Genomic DNA, 25,011 nt, shown 5'->3' on the forward strand with positions numbered 1-25,011 from the left:
TGCTTCCAAAGGGCATTTGCTGCCAGTTCGCGCTCGATTTGAGGCGCGTTTAGACCCCGACGACGGCGCCAGCCGCCTTCTCGTCGAACGGCACCAGCGGGACCGGCACCATCGCTTGGAGCTCTTCGAAGGTGCAGCCGAACGTCTCACGCACGGTCACACCGTCGGGCCCTATCAGGAAGACCGCTTTGTCCGTGTACACGCGGGTCACACAGCCCACTCCGGTGAGCGGGTAGCTGCAGTGCTCCACGAGCTTGGACACACCCTCGCGGGTCAGGAGCGTCATCATGACGAAAACGTCCTTCGCGCCGGTGGCCAGGTCCATCGCACCGCCGACGGCCGGAATCGCGTCCGGCGCGCCGGTGTGCCAGTTGGCGAGGTCGCCCGTGGCGGACACTTGGAAAGCGCCGAGCACGCAGATGTCCAGGTGGCCGCCGCGCATGATGGCGAAGGAATCGGCATGGTGGAAATACGAAGCGCCTGGGAGCTCGGTGACAGGGATCTTGCCGGCGTTGATGAGGTCGCCGTCAATCTCGTCGTCCTTGGCCTCCGGGCCCATCCCGAGCATCCCGTTCTCCGTGTGGAGAGTGATGTTCTGCTCTTCCGTGAGGTAGTTGGAGACGAGCGTGGGCTGCCCGATGCCGAGGTTCACGAACGAGCCGGGAACGATGTCCCGCGCGACGAGACGCGCGAGGTCGTCGCGTCCCAGGGGTGTTGTTGAGGTTTGGATGCTCATGTCAGGCCACCTTCACGATGCTGTTGACGTAGATTCCGGGGGTCACCACGTTCTCCGGGTCCAGGGCACCGGTTGGAACGATCTCGGACACCTGGACGATGGTGTGCTTGGCGGCCGCCGCCATGATCGGGCCGAAGTTCCGGGCCGTTTTCCGGTAGACCAGGTTGCCTTTGCCGTCGGCCTTGAGCGCCTTGATGAGCGCGACATCGGCGTGGATGGGCGTCTCGAACACCTGCCACTTACCGTCGAGGAAACGCGTGTGCTTCCCTTCCGCGAGCATGGTGCCGTAGCCGGTGGGCGTGAAGAACCCGCCGATGCCGGCCCCGGCAGCCCGGATGCGCTCGGCCAGGTTGCCTTGCGGCACGAGCTCCAGTTCGATTTCCCCGGCCTTGTACTTGGTGTCGAAGTGCCAGGAATCGGACTGGCGCGGGAAGGAGCAGATCATCTTGCGGACCCGTCCTTCCTTGATGAGCAGCGCAAGGCCCTGGTCCCCCTGGCCCGCGTTGTTGTTCACCACGGTGAGGTCTGTGGCGCCGGAATCGAGCAGCGCGTCGATGAGTTCGAACGGCTGGCCCGCGTTTCCGAAGCCTCCGATCATGACGGTGGAGCCGTCCTTGATGCCGGCGACTGCTTCGCCGACCGTGTCAATGAATGTCAGCATTGCCCTAGCCCTTCACCAATTGTGCCGAAATTCCGGCAGTGACGTTCTCAAGCACCACGGCCAGGCCCTGCCCGACGCCGATGCAGATCGCCGCGACACCCCAACGTTCACCGGAAGCCTGCAGGCTGCGGGCCAACGTGCCCAGGATCCGAGTGCCGGAGGCGCCCAGCGGGTGGCCCATCGCGATCGCGCCCCCGTGCCGGTTCACGATGGACGGGTCGATCCCCCACGCATCGATGCAGGCCAAGGACTGCGCGGCAAAGGCTTCGTTAAGCTCGACGGCGCCCACTTGCTCCCAGCCGATGCCCGCCTTCGCGAGTGCCTTGTTGGCCGCTTCCACCGGCGCGTAGCCGAAGAACTGGGGATCGTTTCCGTGCGCCCCGCGTCCGGCGATGCGGGCGAGCGGCTCGAGCCCGAGCAGCCCGGCGGCGCTTTCGCTGCCGATCCAGGCCGCGGAGGCGCCGTCGGACAGTGGCGAAGCGTTCCCCGCCGTGACCGTGCCACCTGTTGTCTTAGCTGCGGCAGCGCCGCTGGATTCGGGGCGGAAAACGGTTTTGAGCCCTGCGAGCTTCTCCGCCGTCGAGCCCGCCCGGATGCCTTCGTCACGTACCAATTCGGTGCCGGGAACTTGGCTCACCAACTGGTCGTAGAAGCCTTCGTCCCACGCCGCCGCGGCGAGGTTGTGCGAGGCCGCGGCGAACTCGTCTTGCCGCTCCCGGGTGATCCCGTACTTCTCGCGCAGCCGCTCGGTGGCCTCGCCCAGGGAAACGGTCCAGTCCTTGGGCATGGCCGGGTTCACCAGGCGCCAGCCCAGGGTGGTGGAGGCCAGGGTCATGTCCCCGGCCGGGTACGGCTTGGAGGTCTTGGGCAGCACCCACGGGGCCCGGGACATGGACTCGGCGCCGCCCACCAGGATCAGCTCGGCGTCGCCGGCGTTGATCTGGCGGGAGGCGATGATCGCGGCGTCCAGGGAAGAGCCGCAGAGGCGGTTGACCGTAGTGCCGGGGATCGACGTCGGGAGCCCGGCCAGGAGGGTGGCCATGCGGGCGATGTTGCGGTTCTCCTCGCCGGCGCCGTTGGCGTTGCCGAATACGACTTCGTCGATGCGCTCAACGTCCAGGTCCGGCGCGCGTTTCACGGCCTCGCGCACCACGTGGGCCGCGAGGTCATCCGGGCGCACTCCGGCAAGGCCGGAGCCGAATTTTCCGAAAGGGGTGCGTACGGCGTCGTACACATACGCCTGGTTCATGGGGTCTCCTCTAGATTCTGTAGTCCCAACTAGCTCGCAGTTAATGTCGTTATGAGGGCTCAAAACGACATCTAATGCGAGTCAGTTGGGCGGGGTGGGGCTCGTGTCGAGCTCGGCGAAAACGGCTTGCGCGGTCTTGAATGCGGTGTTGGCAGAGGGGACTCCGCAGTAGATGGCGGTCTGCAGCAGGATTTCCTTGATTTCGTCCCTGCTCAGCCCGTTGGTGATGGCCGCGCGGATGTGCATGGCCAGTTCTTCCCAGTGCCCGTGCGCCACCATTGCGGTGATGGTGACGGCGGAACGCATCTGCCGCGTCAGGCCCGGGCGGGTCCAAATGCCGCCCCAGGCGATGCGGGTGATCATGTCCTGGAAGTCACCTGTGAATTCGTCCTTCTTGGCGTTGGCACGGTCCACGTGCGCATCGCCGAGCACTTCACGGCGGACCACCATGCCGGCGTCGTAGATTTCCTGCGAGGTGGCGTCGCGCTGAACGGCACCCTGTGAAGAATCAGTGCTCATTTTCCGGCCTCCGTCATGAAGGTCCGCATGAGGTCCGCGACGACGGCGGGCGCCTCCGCGGGCGCAAGGTGCCCGACGCCGTCGAGCGCAATAGCGATAGCGGTGCCGCCGGCTGTGTTGAATCCGGCGTTGATGCCCGCCGCAATTTCTTCAGCGAACGACGGCGGCGCAACAGTGTCCTCGACGCCCGCCAGTGCCTGGGTGGGGACGGTGATGCTGCCGAGTTCGGCGCGGACGTCGAAACCGGCGAGGGCTTCGCAGCAGAAGGCGTAGCTGAAGCGGTCGGCGTCCCGCAGGGCATGCAGGAGGCGGCTGCTGACCACTGGCTGGCGATCCATGAAACCGGGAGCGAACCAACGCTGCGCGGAACCCTGGATCATCACCGCGGTGCCTTGCGCGCGGACGGTTTCAGCCCGTTCCAGCCATCCCTCCGGCGTACCGAGCTTTGCTCCGGTGCACTGCACAGACAGGGACTTGAGCCGTTCACCGTGTTTGATGCCGAGCTGCAGGCCGGTAGCGCCGCCCAGGGAGTCTCCGGCGTAGTGGAACACAGCGCCAGGCGCGATCGAGTCCACCAGCTCTACTACCGCGTCGGCCAGTTCTGCGACGCTGAACGTTTCCGAAGCCGCGGGCGAGACGCCGTGGCCGGGCAGGTCCCAGCCGATGACGTCGAAGTCGTTGCCGAGCAGAGCTGCCGTCTCGGTCCAAAGCACCGTGGACGTTCCGAGCGAGGGTCCGACCACCAGGAGCGGCTTCTCCCCGAAGGTGCGCTGCGGGGACAGCAACACCGCTTTGACGTTGGGCTTAGCCACGATCGGCTCCGTTCGGGTTGGAGTGGGAAAACTCCGGGTAGGCGGCCAGGATGCGGCGGCTGATTTCGGCAGCCTCTCCGACGTAGTTCGCAGGGTCCAGAACCGCCTGCAGTTCCTCGTCGGACAGCTTGCTGGCCGGCACGGCTTCGCGGAGGAGCTTGGTGTAGATGCGGGCCTGCTCCGCAGCGGGTGCCCGTAGGGTCTCGTCAACCACGGCTTGCAGGCGGGCCTTCCCTTCGCTCCTGTCCGCGCCGAGGAGCGGAGCAACAGAGGATGCAACGGCTTCGCTGAGCAGCAATGGCCCCGAGATTTCCAGGTTGCGGCGCATCGCCTCGGGGAAGATCCGGAGCCCTTCGGCAAGCTCGCGCAGCTGGGTGGCGGCACCCAGGCTCAAGCGGAGCAGCTGACGCAATGCCGGCCATTCGCTATGCCAGGCGCCGTCCGGACGTTCGTCGTTGAAGTTCGCCGCCGCGAGGTGCAACTGCGCGGCCAGCCCGGGAGTCTGGAGCGCCGCGCTGCGGATCAGCACGGACAACACGGGATTCTGCTTTTGCGGCATGGCTGAAGAGACGCCCCGACCCGCGGCAAGGGGCTCACCCAGCTCGGCAACCTCCGGGCGGCTAAGGAACAACAGATCCGAGGCGATCTTGCCGAAGGAGTCCGTCAGTGCCGCGAGGGCGTCGCCGAGTCCGGTGACGGCAAGGCGGTTCGTGTGCCAAGGAGCCGGAACAGGGGCGAGGCCTAGTTTCCCGGCCAAGGCATCGGCCAAGTCAAAGGGGCTCGACGACGAGCCTTCCGTGAGCACGGCACCGGCAGCCAGGGTGCCACCGGCGCCGCCGAACTGCACGGGCAACTCCACGACTTCAAGGCGACGGGCCGCAGCGGCCACTCCATGGAACCACTGCGCCGCCTTGAGCCCGAAGGTGAACGGAAGCGCATGCTGCGTCAGGCTCCTGCCCACGCACAGGGTGTCCGCATGCTGCTCCGCAAGGGCGGCGAGCGCCGTCGTCGTGCCTTTTGCCTCGGCGAGAAGCGCGGAAACCACGCGGTGCGCGAGCAGCATCAGGGCCGAATCCAGGACGTCTTGGCTGGTCAGGGAAGTGTGCACGGCGGTAAGCGCGCCGACGGCCCCGCCGGGATGCCCAGCGTCGAGCTGCCTGACCCTGCCTCGGAGATCGGCCAGCAGCGGAATGACCGGGTTCGCGCCACCTTGTGCGCGTTCGGCGATGGAAGCGGCGTCGTAAGCCCAGGATTCCGCGGCCTCGGCGACGACGCCGGCTGAACCAGCGGGCGCGAAGCCCGCCTCCTCGAGCACGGATGCCCAGGCGGCCTCGACGTCGAGGATGGCGGCGATCACCGAACGGTCACCCGTCAGCGCCACCACGGCGGGTGACGCCGAAACCGGGCTGAGCAGCCCGAAATCGCCGTCGCCACTCACTGGGAGGCGCTTTCGACGCGCTCGAAGTCGAGAAAGACGGTCTCGTTCCCGCCCTGCAGGCGCAGATCCCAGGTGAGTCCGCCATCCGCGTCGCGGCGTGCGATCAGGGTGCTGCGGCGCTCGGGATCGAGGGAGCTGAGCAGCGGATCGGCGGCGAGCGCTTCCTCGTTTTCCGGCAAGTAGATGCGGGTGAAAAGGCGGTTCATGAGGCCGCGGGCAAAAACGGCGACGGAAATGAACGGAGCCGCTCCCGCCTCGGTGGGTCCGGGGTTGACCGTCGTGAAGGTGAAGACACCAGAGTGGCCTACCGCGGCGCGACCCCAGCCGGTAAACGTGTAGCCATCCCGGACCAGGGAGCCCGTGCGCTGGACCACCTTGCCTTCGGCGTCGGGCTGCCAGATCTCCAGGATGGCATCCGGGATGGCGTCTCCGGCGCCGTCGTACACGGTGCCCTGCAGGCGGATGCTTCCGGCGCTGCCGGGGGCGAGGAGCTCGTTGTCCTTATTAAAGGGGAGGGCGTAACCGTAGAAGGGGCCAACGGTCTGGCCGGGTGTGGGGATCAACTTGCTCATGTTCTACTCCTCATCTCCGGCGTCGCCAAAGGCTTCGTTTTCGGTCCAGGTCCGCTTCGACCCGCTCAGGACAATGTCCCAGTTGTAGCCAAGGGCCCATTCGGGGCTCGTCAGCTCGTGGTCGTACTTGGCGACGAGCCGGTCGCGGGCGTCCTGGTCGACGATCGATTGGTAGATGGGGTCCAGCGGGAACAACTGGTCACCGGGGAAGTACATCTGGGTGACGATGCGCTGCGTGAAGTCCGTGCCGAACATCGAGAAGTGGATGTGCGCCGGCCGCCAGGCGTTGAGGTGGTTTTTCCACGGGTAGGCGCCGGGCTTGATGGTGGTGAAGCGGTAGGAGCCGTCCGGTCCGGTGATGCAGCGTCCGACGCCGGTGAAGTTCGGGTCGAGCGGGGCGGGGTGCTGGTCGCGCTTGTGGATGTAGCGGCCGGCGGCGTTGGCCTGCCAGATCTCGACGAGCTGGCCGGCAACCGGGCGGCCGTCGCCGTCGAGCACTTTGCCTTGCACGATGATCCGCTCACCCTGGGGTTCGCCATTGTGCTGGATCGTGAGGTCCGATTCCAGGGCGTGCACGTCCTGGTGCCCGAACGCCGGCGAGTACAGCTCGATGGTCTCCGGATCCGCGTGGTGCAGGCTCTTGGTGGGGTGGCGCAGGATGCTGCTGCGGTATGGAGCGAAATCGAGGCGGGGTTGGGTCTCCGGCGGGGCACCGTCCTTGAGCGCCCGGGCGTACGCTTCGCCGATGGCCTCGATCTCGGCGCTGAGATCCGCCTGGGTTTCGACGGCGGCGTCCGACGGCGCGTGGGCGGCATGCGGTTCGGCCGCCGGTACGAGCTCGTCGTCGTCTTGGTAGTGCCCGGCATTTGCGTCTAGCAGCACGGCCGGCTCCTTTCGGGTGGTTGCTTTCCTGGTTTCTGCTTGCGTTTCGGCTCAGCGGTGCACGTGGTGGGCGTGAAGCGAGTCGTATTGGGCTGCGTCGTATTGGACCGCGTGCCGCACGGGGGCGTTGGGGGCGCCGTAGCCGTCGTAGTTGCCGCGGCGTTCGACCATTTCGAAGAACACGCTGCCCACCGTGGCGGTGTAGAAGTGGAGGAATTCACCGTCGGCGTCCCTGTCGTAGAGGAGGTTCAATTCCTTGAGGGTGGCGAGGAAGGCAGGATCCAGGGCGAAGCGCGCATCCAGGTCCTCGTAGTAATTGGCCGGGATCTGCAGGAAGTCGAGTCCGCGTGCTTGCGCCGCCCGCGCCGTGGCCACGAGGTCGTCCACCGCGAACGCGATGTGTTCCTGGTAGCTCTTGCGGGCGCCGTTGCCTTGCTGGCCGGGTCCTTGCTGGATGACTGGAGCGAGGTTCAAAACCAGGCGCACGGCTCGGTCCGACGTCACCATGACCTGCGAGCGCACCAGGCCGCTAGGGCTTGGCACCTCGGCGAACGGCTGCGGTTCCAGCGCGAGTGCACTCGTGTAGAAGAGGACGGCTTCGTCGAAGTGCTGCCAGGGCTGGGCCAGGTTCACGTGGTCGATGACCGCTTGCGCTGCCGCTGAAGGGTGCTCGAGGCCTTCGCCGAATTCCCGGGACTGCCCGAATTCATGCGTCCATGCCGCGGTGCCGTCCGGGCTGCCTTGGCACAGGAAGATCTCAGTGGAGTCCGGGGCCGCGATACCTTGGAACACTTCCTCGTCGGCCTGGACTTTGCGCGGCACCACGGGAGCCTTGAGTTGCTGGGCCCGGGCCGAGGCAATCACGGGAGAGTCGACGTCGAACCCCAACGCGGCGATGGCGGGTTCACTGTGCGACGGCGCCTGCTCGTTGATGATGACGCGTGCCTGGCCCATGGACCACAACTGCACGTCCTTGGTCCGGTGCCGGCCATCGAATTCGAAGCCGAGCTGGCCCAGGAGCGTTTCGAGCTGCGCGGGCTCATCGGTCTTGACTTCGGCGAAGTTGAACCCGGCCGGTTCGGCCACCTTGGGCAGCGTGGCCAGTTCCATGGGATAACGACGGCGGCTGGCAGCGTTGGCGGGCGAGTCACCGCTGGTGCCTCCCGGCGCTCCTCCCCGCGTAAAGGAAGCTGCGTTCGCGTCGAGCCACTTGGCGCTTTGCTCCTCAAGCCAGATCAGCGAGCGCATCGCGTCGACGGCGGTGCGCTCCACATCGGATTGGCGGAAGACGTCGTTGAAGACCTCCAGCGAGACCGGGCCGGAGTAGCCCGCGCGGGCCACGTGGCCCATGAACTTGGCCAGCTCGAACTGTCCTTCGCCCGGGAATACGCGGTAATGGCGGCTCCAGGACAGGACATCCATGGAGAGCTTCGGGGCGTCGGCCACCTGGACGAAGAAGATCTTTTCGGGCTTGATGGCCTCGATGGGCGCGGTGTCCCAGTCGCGGGAAAGGATGTGGAAGGAGTCCAGGCACGTGCCCAGGTGGGGGTGGTCCACCGCGTCCACCAAGCGGTGCGCGTGCTCGTAGTCGTTGACGTATTTGCCCCAGGCCAGGGCCTCGTACGCTACTTTGACGCCGTGGTCCCCGGCCAATTCCGCCAGGCGGGAGAGCTGCTCGGTCCGGAGGTCGTCGTCGTCGATCGTCGCCGTTCCCACGTTGGTGCACACCAGGATGGTGTCCATGCCGAGGCGCGACATGAGCTTGAACTTGGCGTCGGCCCGGCGAAGATTTTCCTGCAGGATGTCTTCGGAGACGCTGTCGAAGTCTCGGAACGGCTGGTAGAGGTCCAGGCCGAGTCCGAGGTCCGCGGCCATCTTCCGCACATCCTCCGGGCTGAGCGGTGAGGTGACGAGGTCCTGTTCGAAGATCTCGATGCCGTCGAAGCCCGCGATGGCGCAGGCCTGCATCTTTTCCTTGAGCGTGCCTGAGAGGCAGACGGTGGCGATTCCCGTGCGCATCAGTGCCCCGCTCCGGCGAGTGCCTTGCCGGACTTCGACTCTTCGGCTGTGGACTCTTCGGCGCTCACCAGCTCCAGGAAATGTGCCCGCATCCGTTCCGGATCGGCGTCGCGGCCGGTGAAGATGCGGAAAGCGTCGGCGGCCTGGCCCACGGCCATGCGTCCGCCGTCGAGAACACGGCAGCCCTTGGCGCGGGCCTCGAGCACCAATTGGGTCTCGATCGGCCGGTAGACGATGTCAGCCACCCAGTGCCTGGGTTCCACGAGGGACATGTCCAGTGGGAGGCCTGGATGAGCGGCCATGCCCACCGGGGTGCAGTGCACCAAACCGTCGGCGAGCGGCATGAGCTGCGGCAGCTCCGCCGTCGTGCGCGCCGTGACGGTGCTGCCCGGGAACAGGGCGGCGAGTTCCGCCGCCCGTTGGGCGCAGCGCGCGGGGTCCACGTCCACAAGGTCCAGTTTCTTGACGCCGGCGGAAAGTAGGGCGTATGCGACGGCGGAGCCGGCACCCCCGGCGCCCAACTGGACGACGCGGTCCAGGCCGGCGTCGGGAAGCCCGCTGGCCAAAGCGGAACCGAAACCGGAGAAGTCTGTGTTGTGGCCGATGAAGCGGCCGTCCTGGATCAGGACGGTGTTGACAGCGCCGAGCCGCCGGGCGTCCTCGGAAACCTCGTCGAGGAACGGCAGGACCAGTTGCTTGCATGGATGCGTGATGTTGAGGCCGTTGTAGCCAAGCCGGGAAGCTGCGGTCAGCAAATCGCCGACGGCGGAGCCGGGCAAGGAGAGCTCCAGCAGGTCGATGGGCCGGTACAGATAGCGCAGCCCCTGTACATCAGCCTCCCTCTCATGCATGGGCGGCGTCAGCGAAGGCGATACGCCTTCACCGATGAGGCCCACCAGGAAGGATTCGGCTCGGTTGCTCATGCTCATTGCTCCTTTGACAACTGCACCCGCGGATTGGCTCCCTCTGGATTCCTTTGAGTCATCCAGAGTCTGTTGCCCCGCAAGGCGGTATGAATCAGACTACACAAAATGTTCATATATTGCACTAGTGTTCTTATCACGAACAAAAGTAATGGGCGCTGGGCCTCTAGCGCTGCGGCAGGCGGTCCGCGAGCTCGGACGCCGCGCTCTTCAGCAAGGGGACCACGGCCACCAGCTGCTCCACGCTCATCCGGAAAACAGGGACCGCGGTGGCAAGCGATGCGAAGGCAACGCCTTGCGAATTGAGGACGGGGACCGCGACGGCGCGCATGCCCACCTCGTTTTCCTCGTCCATGATCGCGTAGCCCTGGCGCCGGACCTTCTCGATTTCCAAGCGGAAGGCGTCGCGGTCGGTGATGGAGAACTCCGTCAACGGCTCCAACTCGAGCTCTTCCACCAGCTGCTGCCGCTCGCCGTCGTCCGCGAAGGCAACAAGCGCCTTGCCCACAGCCGTGGTGTGGAGCATTCCAAGGTGCCCCGGATCGCTCGTGACCCGGAACATTTGGGGACCATCTACTTTGTTGACCGTGAGGTGGTGGTGGCCGTCCCGGACCGAGAGGATGGTGGCCTCGCCGGTCCCCTCCGTCACGCGCTGCAGGATGGGCCGCGCAGTGCCCGCAAAGCCATGGTGGTTTGATACCCGTTGACCGAGCTGGAAGACGCGAAGTCCCAGATGGTAGCGGCGGCCGTCGGCCTCGTAGTCGACGAATCCATCGCGCGTCAGGGATCCGAGCAGCCGGTAGGTAGTACTGAACGGCAGCTCCGCCTGACGGGCGAGCTCCGAGGCGCTGGCCCCCTTCGGCTCATTGCCCAGCAATACGAGGAGGCCCAGGGCCTTGCCGATCATGTCCGTTTTTGTGTCTTCCTTCACATCCATAACTAAAGATTGCCACATCGTGAGAGCTATATCTAGATGGTGAGTAAATATCTTGACAAGTGACTGTGCTCACAGTCATCATTGCTATATCGCACAAGTAGCTCTCACAATGTGGCTACAGTGTGAGGCCGCTGCCGGACCCACATCGACGTTCCAGGTACGCAAATTTCAGCCAGATGCGACATCGCCGTCACACAAAGGAACACCATGAGTCACACGATCCCGTCTACGACGCCGGGCACTGCCACGGCGGGAACGCCGAAGAAGGCCGCCCTCGCCAGCTTCCTCGGTAGCGCCGTCGAGTACTACGACTTCTTCATTTTCGGTTCGGCCGCGGCCTTGATCTTCCCGCACGTCTTCTTCCCCAGTGCGGACGCCAACGCAGCCATCATGTCCTTCGCGACATTCGGCTTCGCCTACGTGGCAAGGCCAATCGGAGCCATCATCCTGGGGCACTTCGGCGACCGCATCGGCCGCCAACGCGTCCTGATGTTCACCCTGGTGCTCATGGGCGGTGCGACGTTCATCATCGGCTGCCTCCCCGATTTCAAGTCCATCGGATGGTGGGCCCCGGCGCTGCTGGTCTTCGCACGCCTCTGCCAGGGCCTCTCGGCCGCCGGTGAACAAGCCGGAGCTTCGTCCATGACGCTCGAACACGCACCCGACAACCGCCGCTCTTTCTTTACCTCCTGGACCCTCACAGGAACCCAGGGCGGCCAGATCCTCGCAGCATTGGTCTTCATCCCCGTTGTCGCCCTCCCCGACGAAATCAAGTACGGCATCGGCTGGCGCATCCCGTTCTGGCTCAGCGCCGTAGTGGTCCTGGTCGCGTTCTTCATCCGTCGCACCCTGCATGAGCCGCCGGCGTTCGCCGAGGCCAAGAAGAACAACCAGATTGCCAAGCTTCCCGTGGCCGACCTCCTCCGGCTGCACTGGGCCGACGTCCTGCGCGTTATCTGCTGCGCCTTCATCTCGGCCGTGAGCACCGTCTTCGGCACCTTGGCGATTGCCTATGCCAAGGACGTGGCCCACGTCAACAGCACCATCACCTTGTGGCTCGTCGTGGCGGCAAACGTCGTCGCGCTCGGCACCCAGCCGGTCTTCGGCCGGATGGCTGACCGGATTGGCCGCAAGCCCGTCTTCATCTACGGCGCCGTAGCCAGCGCCATCATGACACCGGTATTCCTCTTGACGCTCGAATCCGGAAACGTGCCGCTCATGTTCCTGGTCTCCGTGGTGTACTTCTCTCTCGGATACGCCGCAGCAAACGCGGTGTGGCCCTCCTTCTACGGCGAAATGTTCAGCACCAAGGTCCGTTTCTCCGGCTTGGCCATCGGCACGCAGATCGGCTTCCTCATGGCAGGCTTCGCCCCGACCATCGTCACCGCAATTGGCGGCACCAAGGCCGGCGGCTGGGTACAGATCAGCATCTTCACCGGGGTCATCTGCGTCATCGCAGCTGTCTCCGCGATGACCGCCCGCGAATCCTTCAAGACCCCGACGGCGGAGCTCGGCCTCAAGTAGCCCCTCGCTTGGCCCTATCCAGTGCCCCGCCGCATCCCGGCGGGGCACTGGATTTTCCTTTTCCCTGAAGTCTTACCCACGGCTAACCCGGCCGAAACCACCCCGCAACATTGGCCCGTCACACTGGAATAGCCGGCAAACGCTGGCAGCTCCAGCCAGGGAGGCCATCATGTTGAAGGAAGTATCAACCCACCCCACAAGAATCCGCGCCCTTGACCAGCTGCACCGTGGCGACCAGATCGAAGCCCGCCTATCCGTCGGACCCTCCTATGATGACGTTGTCATCCGCAGGGGCAGCGTCCAGGAAACGGCTCCGGGCATCGGCGTCGTCTGGATCATGGATCAGCTGACGGGCCTGCGCAAGGCCATCAATACCGACGAATGCACAGTCTGGCGAGTGGCCTGACCTGGCCCCGAACCGCTCAGCCGCCAGCCACGGACTGGATGATCAAGACCTCCTGGCCGGCCGCAACCTCAGTATCCAGACCCTTCAGACGCCGGACCTCCTCGCCGTTCACGTAAATATTCACGTAGCGGCGGAGCGAACCGGTTTCATCCCGGAGCCTCCGGGCCAGCACCGGGTAGTCCCCGGTCACAGCATCAAGCAAGCTTTCCACGGTCACAGCTCCGTCGGCGGGCGTAGTCAGGTAGGACTGCCCGCCGGCGAGCGGCTGGAGAACGCTAGGCAAAACCACTGTGATGTCGGGCAAGGTCCGTCCTAAGCCGGAAGACCGGATGGCGCGGAGGCAGCGGCCAATTCGGCAGCCACATCTGTGGATACAACTCCGGAGACAACGGCAGCCCGGACGCACAAAACATCGGGTAGGTGCGAGGCAACTTCGATGAAGGACTCGCCTTCGTCCGCGCTGGCGTAGACCGAACCGCCGCGTGTTCCGAAGTACACCCCGGTAGGTTCAGCAGTATCCACCGCGGCTGCGTCACGGAGCACGGCGTTGTACTCGTGGTCCGGGAGGCCCACATCCAAGCGCTTCCAGGACTCACCGGCGTCGTCCGTGCGGTGCACGGCAAGGCGGCCATCCGGCGGAATCCGCTCACTATCGGCCTTGATCGGAATCACCCAGGCCGTCCCTTCGCGGCGGGGGTGGGTGAGCATCACGAAGCCGAAATCTGCCGGGAGGCCGTCGGCGATGGAGATCCAGTTCTCACCGTTGTCATCCGTGCGGTACACGCCGTGGTGGTTCTGCGCATACAAGCGGCCTTCGACGGCGGCATCGGCGGCGATCTTATGCACGCACTGGCCGAACTCCGGATTGGGGTCAGGCATGAAGTAAGCCGAAATCCCCTTGTTGCGGGCCTCCCAGGAGGCTCCGCCGTCGAGCGATCGGTAAACGCCTCCGGTGCTCATGGCGACGTGGACGTTCTCCCCGGAAGGGTTGACCACGATCGAGTGGGCGGCAGCACCGCCGTAGCCGGCTCCCCACTCGCTGCGGTGCGGGTGGTCCCACAGGCCGCGGTTCAGCTCGAAGTGCTCGCCGCCGTCGGTGGATTTCCAGACGGAGATCGGTTCGCAACCCGCCCAGACAACCCCGGGCCGGGACGCGGAGTCCGGGTAGATCTGCCAGATCCGTTCCAGTGCTGCATCCGTGCCCTCCGGGAATTTGATGGCGCCTTGTTCGGGCTCGGTCCATGTGGCGCCCAGGTCATCGGAGTGGGCCACGGTGGGACCCCAGTGTTCGGAGCGCACCCCCACCATGATCCGGGGGTTGTCCCCGCGCGTATCGATCCCGATGCTGGGGATCTCGCTCATGAGGAAGTACGGACCGGAGAGGGACCATTCCTTGCGGTCTGTGCTGCGTGCCAGCCACAGTCCTTTTTTGGTCCCGATCGCCAAGACATAACTCTCTGCGGTAGCCATGCACCCCATGCAACCATCCCGGCGCGGGAGCCGCAACGGTTTTATGAACCGGTCTAGGAAACCGCCTCAGTCCACGAACTCGGACTGCGTCTCAATGAAGTCCCAGTCGGCGTCGCTCAGCCCGCCAGCCAGCTCCTCAAGGCGCGGGCCGCCGACATCCGCGATGCGCTGCAGAACTTCCAGTGGAAGCTCCGTGGCACGCAGGTTTTCCCGCAGCCATTCCTTGCTCTTGAGGTCTATGTCCAGCCACCACATGAAGATCTCCACATGGACCACCCCTTCCTGTGCAAAGTTAACGCTAGGCCTGCTCATGGTGCTCTACAAGGGGCCGGCGACCTGATCACACGCCGGGTTTCGCCCCGAATTCAGGGTCGGAAAAAGTAAAGTGAAAGTAGTTATTCAGATTGGTGGCGGAGTCCTGTTGGGGCACGTAAGCTAATTGTCAGCAGGAACCCAAAGAACCTGCTCCAAAGTCCGCTCCGGAGTGCGTATCCCCCAATAACGCACTCCGGAGCTCTTTGTTTAAGACCAAAGATGCGCAAAATCCCTGGCGATACCCGGATACGGGTGTCGCCAGGGATTTTCCGTGTCGCTCACCTCTTTACGAGTCGCGGCGCGGAACGAGCCTAGACGAATTGGTACAGCAGGGCAGCCATTCCGAAGCCCACGACGGAGAGCACGGTCTCCAGCACGGTCCACGTCTTCAGGGTGTCCTTGACCGACATGTTGAAGTATTTGGAGATGATCCAGAATCCGCCGTCGTTGACGTGGCTGGCGATGATGGAACCGGAGGAGATGGCCATCACGATCAAGGCCAATTGCGGCTGCGAATAGTGTCCGGCCGTGAGCGCCGGAGCCAGGATGCCGCCGGTCGTCACGATCGCTACCGTGGCCGAGCCCTGGGCAAGCCGCATGCCGCATGCAATCACGTAAGCGGACACGATCACCGGGAGCCCCGCCTTGGCCAAGCTGTCCGCCACGGCGTTGCCGACACCGGTTGCCGAGAGTACGGCACCGAAGAATGCGCCCGCTCCAACCACCAGCAGGATCATGCCGACCGGCTTGAGCGAGGCAGAGCTGAGTTCGGAGAGGTCCTTTGCGCTCATGCCCCGGCGGGTGCCCAGGAGCCACATGGACAATGCGACGGCAACGGTGAGCGCAATGGCCGGGTTACCGAAGAACACCAGCGCATCGCGGAATCCACCGGCGGGCAGGAAGACGTTGCCGAAGGTGGCGCCGAGGATCAGGAGCATCGGCAGCCCGATGGCAAGGGCAACGACGCTCATGGGCGGCTCGTGGCCCACGGCTTCCTCGGCTTCCGGGATCACGCGGTCCTCCGGAACAGCCACCTGCACGCGCTTGCCGATCCACTGGCCCCAGAGAATGCCGGAGGCGAACCAGGCAGGGATGCCACAGGCAAGGCCCATGATGATGATCCAGCCAAGTTCAACGTGGAACAGCCCGGCCGCGGCCACGGGACCCGGGTGCGGCGGCAGGAAGGCGTGGGTCACGGAGAGGCCGGCGAGGAGCGGCAAGGCGTACAAAATCAGGGATTTCCCGCCGCGCACCGCGGCAACGTAGACGAGGGGCGCGAGCACGAAAATGCCGATGTCGAAGAAGACGGGAATCCCCAGGACAAAGCCGGTGACGCCCATGGCCAGCGGCGTGCCCTTTTCGCCGAAGACCTTCACCAGCCTCCCCAGCAGGACCTCCGCGCCCCCGGAGCGTTCCAGGATGGCCCCGAGGACGGTACCCAGGCCGATGATCAGGGTGATGTGTCCCAGGATCCCGGCGAAACCCTTCTCAATGAGGGCATCGCCGCTCTTGATGGGCGAGCCGACAAGGGCGTCGATGCTGACCCCGCCCGCCAACGCCACGAGCACGCTGGTGCCCACCAGGGCAATGAACGGTTCTACCTTGACCTTGATGATCAAAAACAGCAGGAGGGCGATGCCGGCACCTGCAAGGAGAAGCAGGCCGGCCGTATCGTGGCGCAGCCAGTTCAGGAATTCATTCATGGAGGTTACTTTCTGGGTATTCCTACTTGAGGGTGGCGGTGAAAGCGGCTGCCCTGGCCGAAATGTCCGACCAGTCGCCAGACGCCACGGCGGCGGGAGGGACCACGCTGGTTCCACAGCAGACGGCGGCGGCACCGGCGTCGAGATAGCTCTTGGCGTTCGACGCATCGATCCCGCCGGAGGGCAGGAGCCGGATACCGGGGTAGGGCCCCTGGAGATCCTTCAGGTAGGCGGGGCCGAGCTGCCGGGCGGGGAAGATCTTGACTGCCGCTGAGCCGAGGTCGAGGGCCTGCGCAACCTCAGTGGGTGTCATGGCGCCCAAACTGAAGGGAACACCGGCGGCCGCAGCCACCGCCGCAACCTCAGGACGAAGGCCAGGGGTCACCAGGAACTGGGCGCCGGCGTCGATCGCTGCCCTGGCCTGTTCGGCCGTCATCACCGTGCCGATCCCGACGACGGCGCCGTGCTGCTTGGCGGTATCCGCCGCCCGCCGCACATGCTTCAGCACATCCGGGGTGGTGAACGTCAGTTCGACGCTGCGGATGCCGCCGTCGGCCAATGCCCGGCAGAGCTCGGCGGCGTCAGGGATGGACGCAGCGCGAACGACGGCGAGGGTGCGGTCTGCTTCAAGCTGTTCGACAAATTCTTCAGGAGTCATGCGATGTCGGTACTTCCTGCTCGGGTGAGTCCGTCGGGGCTGCGGCGCAGGGCACGGCCGGCACGGGCGCCGGTGGGCTTCCCGCCGTCGATCGCTGCCGTCCCGTTGACGAACACGTAATGGATGCCGGTGGCTGGCTTGCGGGGGTTTTCAAAGGTGGCTTCGTCACGGACGGTGCGCGGATCGAAGAGGACGACGTCGGCCGCGTAACCTTCGCGGACCAGCCCCCGACGATCAAGCTTGAGCCGCCCGGCCGGGCGTCCGCTCAAGTGGTGGACCATGTCTTCCAGGGTCAGCAAGCCCAAGTCACGGCTGTAATGGCCCAAGTAGCGGGGGAACGTTCCCCAGGCACGCGGGTGGGGTTTGGCACCGACCAAGAGCCCGTCGCTACCGCCGGTGTGCGTCCGGTGGACCATGATGGCCTGTACGTTTTCCTCGTGGCCAACGTGCTGCAGGATCCCGGTACCCAGGCGGTCTTCCTGGAGGATTTGCGCGAACACATCGAATGGCTCTGCGTTGGTTTCCTCGGCGATCCGGGCGATGGTCTTGCCCACATGGCCGGCGAGCGCCGGGTTCTGGACGCCGCTGATCTCCAGGGTGTGCCATTCGGCAACCACTCCATGGCAGCCGTCGGAGCCGTAGATCTCAACGCTTTCGCGGATTTTCGCCAGCGTAGCCGGGTCGGCCAGCCGCGCGAGTGTGGCCTCGGTACCGCCGGAGGATGACCAGCTTGGCAGGATGGCCGCAAGCGTGGTGGCGCCGGGGAGGTAGGGGTAAGTGTCGAGCGTGATGTCGGCGCCGTCGTCGAGGGCTGCATCGATGAGCTCAAGCAGTTCGCCTGCCCGGCCCTTGTTTTCGGCGAAGTTCATGGTGGCGTGGGAAAGGTGCAGCGCGCAGCCCGTGTCGCGGCTCAGCCCGATCATCTCCGCATAGGCGCCGAGCGCGCCCTTCCCGTAGGAGCGGTGGTGCGGGGCGTAGAAACCGCCGAGTTCTCCCACGGTCCGGCAAAGTCCTGCCAGTTCCTCAGTCCGGGCATACATGCCGGGAGTGTAGGTCAGCCCGGAGGACATGCCCACGGCACCTTCCTGCATGGCGGTGCGGACTACGTGCTGCATCCGCTTCTGCTGCTCGGGCGTCGGGTCCCCTTCGGCGAAGCCCATCACCATCGCGCGGACGGTTCCTTGCGGTACGAGGTAAGCGGCGTTGGTGGCGATGCGGCCTGCTTTGTCTTCATCGTCGAGGCGGTCCAGGTACTCGCCCACGGTTCGCCAATTCCAGTCGAAGTCCTGCGGGTTGTCATTCCAACCGGCGATCTTTTCGCGGACCCCGGTAAGCGTGGCGTCGTCCACCGGCGCGTAGGACAGGCCGTCCTGGCCCAGCAGTTCGGTGGTGACGCCTTGGCTGAGCTTGGCGTGGTGGTCCTTGTTGACCAAGAGCTGCAGGTCCGAATGGGCGTGCATGTCGATGAAGCCGGGGCTCAGGACGAGGCCGGTGGCATCGATGGTCCGCTCGGCGCCCGTTCCGCTGGCGGTGAGGGATCCGGCGTCGGCGACGACGGCGATCACCTCGCCGTCCAGCAGGACGTCCGCGGGACGACGGTCCGCCCCGGTTCCGTCCACCAAAGCGGCGTTGCTGATGAGGGTCTTCATGGCTTGTGTCCTAGAAGAAGGTATGGATGAGGTCGACGACGGTTTGGTCACCGTCGGTGTCCGCGAGCACGGGGATGAGCGTCCACTTGTCGAAGGCTGTGCACGGATGCGAAAGTCCCAGGCGCACGACGTCGCCCGGCCGCAACGTGGTGGTGCCGGCATCGAACGTCATAAAGCAGTGCTGGTCGTTGACGGCGGTGATCTCGGCACCGACGAGCGGCTGCATGGAACCACCGAGGGCGGGCCCGACCAACTGAGGACGGGGCAGTCCTTCGTCCACGGGCAAATCGCGTTTGCCGGCGTCGAGGATGGCAAGGCCCGGCTCGGGCTGGGACACGACGCGCGCCCAGCCGTGCATTCCTGCCTTGAACGGCCGGCCGCCGTCACGGGAAAACGGCGAGATGCCCCGGTAGAAACCGTCGTCGTGGATGATGTAGGCGCCGCTGCGGATCATGAGTTCCACCCGGGGGCCTGCCTCGGAGCCAGCGGCGACGCACGGCGAAAGGACCTCGACGACGTCGTCGAAGTAGGCGCTGCCGCCTGCGGTGAGGATAACGGCGTCGGATCCGTAGAGACCTTCCTCGAGGAGCCGCTGATGCAGCCCACCCATCCGGCCCAAGTATCCGCGGACGGTGGCGAGGCTGTCCGCGTCGGCCGTGTGGGCCAAGGATCCTTCGTAGCCGCTCACCCCCACCAGCCGCAGGTTCGAGGAGGCAGAGATGGCGCGGGCCACGTCGAGTGCGGCCTCCACGCCCCGTGCTCCGGTGCGGCCACCGATTCCGCCGAGTTCAACGAGGACATCCAGGACGGCGTTGCTTCCTGCGGCTTCCAGCGTGCGGCCGATGACATCGACGGTGACTGTGGAGTCCACCCAGGACAGGATCGGCATCTCCGGCGTCGCGGTGGCGGCAACCCATTCGATGGCATGCGGATCGGTCAGGCTATTGGCCAATTGCAGGCGCCGCACGCCGAATTCGCGGGCAACGCGGAGCTGGGTGAAGTTCGCCACAGTGATCCCCCAGGCGCCGCGGCTCAGCTGTTCGGCCCAAAGCTGCGGTGCCATGGTGGTCTTTCCGTGCGGGGCCAGCAAGACGCCGCGCTCAGCACACCACAAGGCCAGCCGATCCGCGTTATGGCGGAGGGCGCGGGCGTCGAGCGTCAGCAGCGGGGTCTGGAGATCGGCCAGCGCGTGCTTTTCGGCGAGGAAATCGGTGTGGGTGGTCCCATTTGCGGCAGCGGGCACGGCCTTGTGCCGCCAGTCCAGGCGGCGATCTGCCAAGGCGGCCACGGCGGATGCCGAAATGGCTTCGGAAGTGTTCACGCGTTGATTCCCTTCGCGGTGCTGCGTTTTTGAAGCTGCGGGGCTGTTGGGTGGAGTTTTCGCTTGCGTTGCGTATTTTGCAATGCTGGTTGCAATACTGTTGGTGATATGTCTAACATGGTGCAGGATTGGGAGTCAAGGCCGCGGCGCGCCCGGAGGCCTCGGTTCCAGCCACGGAAATCCCTTCTTCATGGGGGTGTCGAGTGCCGCTAAAAGCGGCAGAGGGAGTGCGGGAGTTTCATGCTTTCAGCTGTATGTGTGGGCGAGACGATGGCCATGCTCACCCCGGTGAAGGCTGTCCCGTTGCACCAAGCCACTGAGCTGCATTGCGGCATCGGCGGCGCCGAATCGAACGTTGCGATCGGCCTGGCTGCCATGGGCCTGGACTCGCACTGGGTAGGCCGGGTGGGCCGGGATGGCTTCGGCACGCGGATCCTGGACGAGCTCAGCAGCCACGGCGTGGGGATTTCCGGCGTCGAGGTTGATTCCGGACGGCCCACCGGGCTTTACGTCAAGGTCCCCGCCCAGGAATCAGATCCCGATGGCGGCAGTTCAGTTTTGTACTACCGGCAGGGTTCCGCGGCGTCGGCCATGGGCCCGGGCACCCTGGCGAGTCCAGCCGTCGCGCGCCTGTTGGAAAAAGCCGCGCTCATCCACCTGAGCGGCATCACGGCAGCCCTCTCGGCCGACTGCCTGGAGCTGATGGAAACGATCCTGGCCGCACCGAGGCAGGGCCGCGTCATCAGTTTCGACGTCAATTGGCGCGCCGCGCTCTGGGCAGGGCAGGACCGCTCGGTGCTGCGCCGCCTGGCCAATCTCGCCGACGTCGTGCTGGTGGGCAAGGACGAGGCCGAGCACGCCTTCGGCACCACAGACGAAGCTGAACTCCGGCGCCTCATGCCGGATCCCGCCGTCGTCGTCATCAAGAACGAAGCGATCAGCGCCATTGCCCTGGAACGGGACGGTACGCGATCGGAAGTGCCTGCGTTGTCCGTGGACGTGCTCGAGCCAGTGGGGGCGGGCGATTCTTTTGCTGCCGGCTACCTGAGCGGCGTGCTGTTCGGCCTCGACCAGAAGGCGAGCCTCCGCCGGGGACATGTCGCAGCCGCCTGCACCCTCACCGTCCACGGCGATCGCGGCCCCCTGCCGGGGGCCGAACAGCTCGGGGCCATCCTTGACTCCGCTGACGCCGAATGGACTGCGATCCATGTTGCCGGGGGACACTTCACCAGCCAAAACCGGAGCCTTCAAGATCGGAGTACAGCGCCATGAGCCAAAGCCTGATGCGGGCCATCGACCTGCTTGCCGAACTCGCGGCCAAACCGGCCACCCTGGATGAGCTCGCCTCCAAGGCTTCGGTGCACAAGACCACAGTGATGCGCCTCCTGCATGCCATGGAGGAAAAGCGCTTCGTGGTCCGGGATGAGGACCAGCGATTCATGCTTGGCTCGAAGCTGTTCGAGCTGTCCTCGCTCGCCCTGGAGCAGCGGGATATCCGCAAAGTGGCGCACCCGCACCTGGCCGAGCTGAACGGAAAGACGGGGCACACCGTGCACCTTGCCGCATTCGAGGGCAACGACGTGGTGTACATCGACAAGTTCGAGTCGCACCATCCCGTGCGGATGTACTCCAGGATCGGCCTGACCGCGTCCCTGCATTCCGCCGCCGTCGCAAAAGTCCTCCTGGCCGACATGCCGCGCAGCCGACAGGAACGGATCGCCGCAGGACTGGACTACACAAGAATTACCGACACCACCCTGACCTCACCGGAGGCCCTGCTGGCCGAACTGGAGCAGGTCAGGATCCAGGGCTGGGCCCACGACAATGCCGAGCATGAAGCCTTCGTGCACTGCATCGCGACCCCCATTCGCGACGCGAGCGGCGCCGTCGTGGCCGCAGCCTCTTGTTCGGTACCGGTAGTGATGCTCAGCTATGAAGGACTGCTTGAGCTACTGCCCGACCTCAAAGCCAGCACCGAGGCCATCTCCCGCGACCTCGGCTGGATCAGCCACGAAAGGAACTCAGCATGAGTGAAAAGACGATCGTACGGACCGACAACGCCCCTGCACCGGCGCACACCTTCTCGCAGGGCGTCCGCAAGGGCGGCTTGTTCCAGGTGTCCGGCCAAGGCCCCATGGACCCGGACACCAACCAGTACATCGGCGAGGGCGACGTCCGCGTCCAGACCCGCCGCACCCTGGAGAACGTCAAGGCGATCCTCGAGGCCGGCGGATCCTCCGTGGAGGACGTCATCATGTTCCGCGTCTACCTCACCACCCGCGACGACTTCGCAGCCATGAATGATGTCTACGGCGAATTCATCACCGAAAACGTCGCCAGCGGCCAACTGCCAAGCCGCACCACGGTGTTCGTCGACCTCCCGCATGAAGTGATGCTGGTGGAAATCGACGCGCTGGCGGTTACGGCGTAGGTTCACAGACGGGAAGGGTCGACGGCGGCACTCGGGTGAGTGCCGCCGTCGAACCTTATGGGGGACGCGAGTGCTTCCGGGCCGACGGCGCCCCTTGCCTAATGGCACTATTAGGGGATCGCTTCGATTGCGGCAGGAGGCCCCATGGTTAGAGTTTCGGGGGAACCACGATGGACCCGCCCGTTCAGGAACCGACTAGCTTCAGCCTCGACCGGATGGTGGCTGATGATTGTCGTGTTCGTCGAGGCCGCGGTCGCCTTGTCCATTCGCCTGCCAATGGCTTTCGGATATCCGCCGTGGGGCGGCATCGATGATTCCACCACATTCCCCGGGCTCCTATCGCTGTTGGTTGTGCCCTTGGTGGTGCTGGCAGCATGGCGCCTGATGCGGCAGCAGCAGCGGGAGCGAAGGCAGGCATTCCGGACCTCCCGTTTGATGGACACAGTGCTGCACGCAAGCCCGGACTGGTTGTGGGCCACCGGCCCGGATGGGCGATTCACTTTCTCCAGCCCGGCCTGCAAGGACATCACCGGATACGAACCTTCCGAGCTGCTGGGAAGACATATCACCTACGTCATCGACCCCGCGGATTTGGCGGAGGCACGGGAAGACTGGAAGGCAAGGGAAAGCGGAGACTCCTCGTGGTCCCGGGTGGTGACCGTTTGCCGCCACCGGAATGGCGGCCGCGTCTTGGTTGACGTGTCCGGAAGGCCAATGCGTGATCGGGAAGGCAAGGACTGCGGCTTCGAGGGTACCTGTCGCGTCCTCGACGCAGAGATGGCACGTTCGCGCGCTGAAGTCACTGCCCGCACCCAGGAATTGCTCACCGGCGGCTCGCTCACAACAGCTTTCCAACCGATCAAACTGTTGGAAACTGGCAGCGTCATCGGAGCAGAAGCCCTGACAAGATTCGGCGGGCCGGACGGCGGGTCCCCCGAAGTGCGTTTTGTTGAGGCAGCTTCCGTAGGGCTCGATATCGAGCTTGAAATCCTTGCGCTCCGGGCCGCGCTGACCGCCGCAACAGCGCTCCCGGCGGAACTGTACGTGGGGGCGAATCTCTCGCCCCGCGCATGCCTTGACCCGCGGCTGTCAGCCACGATTGAGGGGTCTGACATCCCTGCACGGCGCATCGTGCTTGAACTGACCGAACGCCACGAAGTTGCCAACTACGGACCGCTCGCTGAAGCACTGGCGCCGCTGCGTCGCGCCGGGCTGCGGATCGCCGTCGACGACGCAGGAGCGGGCTTTGCTTCAATGCGCCACATCCTGCAGCTCAAGCCAGACCTGATCAAACTCGATCGCGAGATCATAGCCGGCATCGATGCAGATCCTGGGCAGCGGGCCCTGGGAGCCGCGATGGTTGGTTTTTCCTCGGAAATCGGAGCAACGCTGGTGGCCGAAGGGATCGAGACCGAAGCTGAATTGGCTGCGGTCACCAAGCTCGGCATGACGTCAGCCCAGGGTTACTTGATCGGCCGTCCCTCGCTCAACCGGGAGGACTGGGCGGGATGGGGGTAGCAGGGGCCGCTACACCTGCGGCTGGTGCGCCGTCACCAGCGCGTCGGGATCACGAACAACAATTCCACCAGCCGTCTCCACTGGAAGCCCGTTCCGCGCCCAATACTCAATGCCGCCGATCATTTCGCGCACCGGGTATCCGAGCTCGGCGAACGCCAGTGCCGCGAAGGTACTGCCGTTGCAGCCCGGCCCCCAGGAATAGACCACCACTGAGCTCCCGGCCGGGATCAGGGCACCAACGCGGGCCTGGATCTCGGCGGTAGGCAAGTGAACGGCACCGGGGATATGTCCGTGGTCCCAGGAAGACTGCCTGCGTGTGTCCACGAGCACAAAACTGCCGGGAGCCGCATCCGCAACGTCCATGACGTCGATCTCGAACTGCAGCTTCGCGCGTAAGTACGCGGCCGCTACATCGGCGTCGTTCATTGGCTTTTCCATCTGCCCTCCTAGGCCAGCTTCGCGAGTTTGGCGTTCGCCCGCCGCGATCCCAGCTTGGCCGAAATGCGCAGGCTGGTTTCGGCGGCCATAGGGCCCACTTCGCGGACGCGCTTGGCGGTCATCCGGGACGACAACGAGGAGACGCTGAGGGCGGCCACGACGTGGTCATCGTGGCCGAAGATCGGAGCGGCGACGCACCGGACCTCGGGTTCGTTCTCGCGGTCGTCGATCGCGTAGCCACGACGGCGGATCGCCGCGAACTCGGCCCGCAACTGCCCCGGATCGGTGATGGTCCGTTCCGTCAGCGGCACCAGTTCGTCAGCCAGGATCGGCGCCACCACTTCCTCCGGACTGAACGCGAGCATGGCCTTGCCTACCGCGGTGCAGTACGCAGGCATGGTCGCGCCAACCCGTGATGCCATGCGAACCGTTGCCTCGTCCTCCACCTTGTCGAGATAGACGACGTCGTGGCCGGACAGAACCACCAGGTGGCACGTGCTTTCCGTGGCCCTCATCAGCAGTCTGAGCTCGGCGTTGGCGACGCTGCGCAAATCGAGCCGATCCAGGTAGGCCTGCCCCAAACGTAGGCACCCATGGCCCAGCCGGAAGCGGCCGCTCTCAGCATCCCGTTCCAGCAGGTTTTCCTCCAACAAGGGCGCGGCCAAGCGCAGCACCGTGCTCTTGTTGAGCCCGGAGACCTTGGTCAGCTCCACCAGCGCGAGTCCGTCCGCGCTCACCGGATGCTCCGCCACGACGGCCAGCAATGCCAGCGCTTTCCGCAACGAGGCCGAGGAGTTCCGGGCCTCCGTACCTTCAGTACCCACGTGTTC

26 protein-coding genes are annotated in these 25,011 nt (G+C 65.2%); 6 read left to right on the forward strand and 20 right to left on the reverse strand.

The window, feature by feature from the left end; all coding sequences use genetic code 11:
* Positions 1-49 precede the first annotated feature (49 nt).
* The 11 genes from QRN59_RS11665 to QRN59_RS11715 all read right to left on the reverse strand — a co-directional run bounded on the left by QRN59_RS11665 (position 50) and on the right by QRN59_RS11715 (position 10,748).
* The gene (locus QRN59_RS11665; protein WP_284982680.1) at positions 50-736 is read right to left on the reverse strand and encodes a 3-oxoacid CoA-transferase subunit B; all 687 of its coding nucleotides are present in this window, start codon (positions 734-736) and stop codon (positions 50-52) included.
* 1 nt (position 737) lies between these two features.
* A complete protein-coding gene (locus QRN59_RS11670; RefSeq protein ID WP_284982681.1) occupies positions 738-1,397 on the reverse strand; it encodes a 3-oxoacid CoA-transferase subunit A in 660 nt (219 codons plus the stop codon).
* 4 nt (positions 1,398-1,401) lie between these two features.
* Complete coding sequence (locus QRN59_RS11675; RefSeq protein ID WP_284982682.1) at positions 1,402-2,646, reverse strand: thiolase family protein; 1,245 nt, start codon at positions 2,644-2,646, stop codon at positions 1,402-1,404.
* Positions 2,647-2,727: 81 nt separating this feature from the next.
* On the reverse strand, positions 2,728-3,165 hold the full coding sequence (gene pcaC, locus QRN59_RS11680; protein ID WP_284982683.1) for a 4-carboxymuconolactone decarboxylase: 438 nt from the start codon (positions 3,163-3,165) through the stop codon (positions 2,728-2,730).
* Positions 3,162-3,977 (reverse strand): alpha/beta fold hydrolase, encoded by an 816-nt coding sequence (locus tag QRN59_RS11685; protein WP_284982684.1) that lies wholly within the window; start codon positions 3,975-3,977, stop codon positions 3,162-3,164. The genes pcaC and QRN59_RS11685 overlap by 4 nt, the downstream gene beginning before the upstream one ends.
* The gene (locus tag QRN59_RS11690) at positions 3,970-5,415 is read right to left on the reverse strand and encodes a lyase family protein (protein WP_284982685.1); all 1,446 of its coding nucleotides are present in this window, start codon (positions 5,413-5,415) and stop codon (positions 3,970-3,972) included. The genes QRN59_RS11685 and QRN59_RS11690 overlap by 8 nt, the downstream gene beginning before the upstream one ends.
* Positions 5,412-5,987, reverse strand: coding sequence for a protocatechuate 3,4-dioxygenase subunit alpha (pcaG, locus tag QRN59_RS11695; RefSeq protein ID WP_284982686.1), 576 nt, complete (start codon positions 5,985-5,987; stop codon positions 5,412-5,414). The genes QRN59_RS11690 and pcaG overlap by 4 nt, the downstream gene beginning before the upstream one ends.
* Before the next feature lie 3 nt (positions 5,988-5,990).
* A complete protein-coding gene (pcaH, locus tag QRN59_RS11700) occupies positions 5,991-6,866 on the reverse strand; it encodes a protocatechuate 3,4-dioxygenase subunit beta (RefSeq protein ID WP_284982845.1) in 876 nt (291 codons plus the stop codon).
* 54 nt (positions 6,867-6,920) lie between these two features.
* Positions 6,921-8,888 (reverse strand): bifunctional sugar phosphate isomerase/epimerase/4-hydroxyphenylpyruvate dioxygenase family protein, encoded by a 1,968-nt coding sequence (locus QRN59_RS11705; RefSeq protein WP_284982687.1) that lies wholly within the window; start codon positions 8,886-8,888, stop codon positions 6,921-6,923.
* Entirely contained in the window at positions 8,888-9,811 is a 924-nt protein-coding gene (locus QRN59_RS11710) for a shikimate dehydrogenase (RefSeq protein WP_284982688.1), read from the reverse strand. The genes QRN59_RS11705 and QRN59_RS11710 overlap by 1 nt, the downstream gene beginning before the upstream one ends.
* A 166-nt stretch (positions 9,812-9,977) precedes the next feature.
* Positions 9,978-10,748: an IclR family transcriptional regulator gene (locus tag QRN59_RS11715; RefSeq protein ID WP_236813786.1), complete on the reverse strand. Its 771-nt coding sequence runs from the start codon at positions 10,746-10,748 to the stop codon at positions 9,978-9,980.
* 207 nt (positions 10,749-10,955) lie between these two features.
* Here QRN59_RS11715 and QRN59_RS11720 point away from each other — a divergent pair, with 207 nt between their 5' ends.
* Positions 10,956-12,272, forward strand: a complete 1,317-nt coding sequence (locus QRN59_RS11720) for an MFS transporter (protein WP_284982689.1) — start codon at positions 10,956-10,958, stop codon at positions 12,270-12,272.
* A 169-nt stretch (positions 12,273-12,441) separates the two neighbouring features.
* Complete coding sequence (locus tag QRN59_RS11725; RefSeq protein WP_059388807.1) at positions 12,442-12,678, forward strand: hypothetical protein; 237 nt, start codon at positions 12,442-12,444, stop codon at positions 12,676-12,678.
* Between the two features lie 16 nt (positions 12,679-12,694).
* Here the strand turns inward: QRN59_RS11725 and QRN59_RS11730 are convergent, their stop codons facing one another.
* From QRN59_RS11730 to QRN59_RS11760, 7 genes are all read right to left on the reverse strand, one after another.
* Positions 12,695-12,982, reverse strand: a complete 288-nt coding sequence (locus QRN59_RS11730) for a MoaD/ThiS family protein (protein ID WP_284982690.1) — start codon at positions 12,980-12,982, stop codon at positions 12,695-12,697.
* A gap of 8 nt (positions 12,983-12,990) precedes the next feature.
* On the reverse strand, positions 12,991-14,157 hold the full coding sequence (locus QRN59_RS11735) for a WD40/YVTN/BNR-like repeat-containing protein (protein ID WP_284982691.1): 1,167 nt from the start codon (positions 14,155-14,157) through the stop codon (positions 12,991-12,993).
* 57 nt (positions 14,158-14,214) lie between these two features.
* On the reverse strand, positions 14,215-14,415 hold the full coding sequence (locus tag QRN59_RS11740; protein WP_059388808.1) for a hypothetical protein: 201 nt from the start codon (positions 14,413-14,415) through the stop codon (positions 14,215-14,217).
* A gap of 359 nt (positions 14,416-14,774) precedes the next feature.
* The gene (locus QRN59_RS11745; protein WP_284982692.1) at positions 14,775-16,166 is read right to left on the reverse strand and encodes a GntP family permease; all 1,392 of its coding nucleotides are present in this window, start codon (positions 16,164-16,166) and stop codon (positions 14,775-14,777) included.
* Between the two features lie 22 nt (positions 16,167-16,188).
* Complete coding sequence (locus tag QRN59_RS11750; protein WP_284982693.1) at positions 16,189-16,824, reverse strand: bifunctional 4-hydroxy-2-oxoglutarate aldolase/2-dehydro-3-deoxy-phosphogluconate aldolase; 636 nt, start codon at positions 16,822-16,824, stop codon at positions 16,189-16,191.
* Positions 16,821-18,473 (reverse strand): N-acyl-D-amino-acid deacylase family protein, encoded by a 1,653-nt coding sequence (locus QRN59_RS11755; RefSeq protein ID WP_284982694.1) that lies wholly within the window; start codon positions 18,471-18,473, stop codon positions 16,821-16,823. Before QRN59_RS11755 ends, QRN59_RS11750 begins: the two co-directional genes overlap by 4 nt.
* 10 nt (positions 18,474-18,483) lie before the next feature.
* On the reverse strand, positions 18,484-19,794 hold the full coding sequence (locus QRN59_RS11760) for a type III PLP-dependent enzyme domain-containing protein (protein WP_284982695.1): 1,311 nt from the start codon (positions 19,792-19,794) through the stop codon (positions 18,484-18,486).
* Between the two features lie 240 nt (positions 19,795-20,034).
* On the opposite strand from QRN59_RS11760, the gene QRN59_RS11765 reads away from it, so the two are divergent.
* The 4 genes from QRN59_RS11765 to QRN59_RS11780 all read left to right on the forward strand — a co-directional run bounded on the left by QRN59_RS11765 (position 20,035) and on the right by QRN59_RS11780 (position 23,743).
* Positions 20,035-21,066, forward strand: a complete 1,032-nt coding sequence (locus QRN59_RS11765) for a sugar kinase (protein ID WP_284982696.1) — start codon at positions 20,035-20,037, stop codon at positions 21,064-21,066.
* Entirely contained in the window at positions 21,063-21,824 is a 762-nt protein-coding gene (locus QRN59_RS11770; protein ID WP_284982697.1) for an IclR family transcriptional regulator, read from the forward strand. The genes QRN59_RS11765 and QRN59_RS11770 overlap by 4 nt, the downstream gene beginning before the upstream one ends.
* Positions 21,821-22,225 (forward strand): RidA family protein, encoded by a 405-nt coding sequence (locus tag QRN59_RS11775; protein WP_284982698.1) that lies wholly within the window; start codon positions 21,821-21,823, stop codon positions 22,223-22,225. Before QRN59_RS11770 ends, QRN59_RS11775 begins: the two co-directional genes overlap by 4 nt.
* A gap of 225 nt (positions 22,226-22,450) precedes the next feature.
* A complete protein-coding gene (locus tag QRN59_RS11780; protein ID WP_284982699.1) occupies positions 22,451-23,743 on the forward strand; it encodes a sensor domain-containing phosphodiesterase in 1,293 nt (430 codons plus the stop codon).
* Between the two features lie 9 nt (positions 23,744-23,752).
* On the opposite strand, the gene QRN59_RS11785 is transcribed toward QRN59_RS11780, so the two are convergent.
* Both QRN59_RS11785 and QRN59_RS11790 read right to left on the reverse strand, forming a co-directional pair.
* Positions 23,753-24,181, reverse strand: coding sequence for a rhodanese-like domain-containing protein (locus QRN59_RS11785; protein ID WP_284982700.1), 429 nt, complete (start codon positions 24,179-24,181; stop codon positions 23,753-23,755).
* 8 nt (positions 24,182-24,189) lie between these two features.
* Positions 24,190-25,005 (reverse strand): IclR family transcriptional regulator, encoded by an 816-nt coding sequence (locus QRN59_RS11790; RefSeq protein WP_284982701.1) that lies wholly within the window; start codon positions 25,003-25,005, stop codon positions 24,190-24,192.
* Positions 25,006-25,011 lie beyond the last annotated feature (6 nt).

Origin of the sequence: Arthrobacter sp. efr-133-TYG-118, assembly GCF_030209755.1 — a bacterium.
GTDB lineage: Bacteria > Actinomycetota > Actinomycetes > Actinomycetales > Micrococcaceae > Arthrobacter.

Coding starts and splice junctions, on each gene's coding strand:
- QRN59_RS11665 (WP_284982680.1), bottom strand. CDS start 736: ATGAGCATCCAAACCTCAACAACACCCCTGGGACGCGACGACCTCGCG.
- QRN59_RS11670 (WP_284982681.1), bottom strand. CDS start 1,397: ATGCTGACATTCATTGACACGGTCGGCGAAGCAGTCGCCGGCATCAAG.
- QRN59_RS11675 (WP_284982682.1), bottom strand. CDS start 2,646: ATGAACCAGGCGTATGTGTACGACGCCGTACGCACCCCTTTCGGAAAA.
- pcaC (WP_284982683.1), bottom strand. CDS start 3,165: ATGAGCACTGATTCTTCACAGGGTGCCGTTCAGCGCGACGCCACCTCG.
- pcaG (WP_284982686.1), bottom strand. CDS start 5,987: ATGAGCAAGTTGATCCCCACACCCGGCCAGACCGTTGGCCCCTTCTAC.
- QRN59_RS11705 (WP_284982687.1), bottom strand. CDS start 8,888: ATGCGCACGGGAATCGCCACCGTCTGCCTCTCAGGCACGCTCAAGGAA.
- QRN59_RS11710 (WP_284982688.1), bottom strand. CDS start 9,811: ATGAGCAACCGAGCCGAATCCTTCCTGGTGGGCCTCATCGGTGAAGGC.
- QRN59_RS11715 (WP_236813786.1), bottom strand. CDS start 10,748: ATGGATGTGAAGGAAGACACAAAAACGGACATGATCGGCAAGGCCCTG.
- QRN59_RS11720 (WP_284982689.1), top strand. CDS start 10,956: ATGAGTCACACGATCCCGTCTACGACGCCGGGCACTGCCACGGCGGGA.
- QRN59_RS11725 (WP_059388807.1), top strand. CDS start 12,442: ATGTTGAAGGAAGTATCAACCCACCCCACAAGAATCCGCGCCCTTGAC.
- QRN59_RS11735 (WP_284982691.1), bottom strand. CDS start 14,157: ATGGGGTGCATGGCTACCGCAGAGAGTTATGTCTTGGCGATCGGGACC.
- QRN59_RS11745 (WP_284982692.1), bottom strand. CDS start 16,166: ATGAATGAATTCCTGAACTGGCTGCGCCACGATACGGCCGGCCTGCTT.
- QRN59_RS11750 (WP_284982693.1), bottom strand. CDS start 16,824: ATGACTCCTGAAGAATTTGTCGAACAGCTTGAAGCAGACCGCACCCTC.
- QRN59_RS11755 (WP_284982694.1), bottom strand. CDS start 18,473: ATGAAGACCCTCATCAGCAACGCCGCTTTGGTGGACGGAACCGGGGCG.
- QRN59_RS11765 (WP_284982696.1), top strand. CDS start 20,035: ATGCTTTCAGCTGTATGTGTGGGCGAGACGATGGCCATGCTCACCCCG.
- QRN59_RS11770 (WP_284982697.1), top strand. CDS start 21,063: ATGAGCCAAAGCCTGATGCGGGCCATCGACCTGCTTGCCGAACTCGCG.
- QRN59_RS11775 (WP_284982698.1), top strand. CDS start 21,821: ATGAGTGAAAAGACGATCGTACGGACCGACAACGCCCCTGCACCGGCG.
- QRN59_RS11780 (WP_284982699.1), top strand. CDS start 22,451: ATGATTGTCGTGTTCGTCGAGGCCGCGGTCGCCTTGTCCATTCGCCTG.
- QRN59_RS11785 (WP_284982700.1), bottom strand. CDS start 24,181: ATGGAAAAGCCAATGAACGACGCCGATGTAGCGGCCGCGTACTTACGC.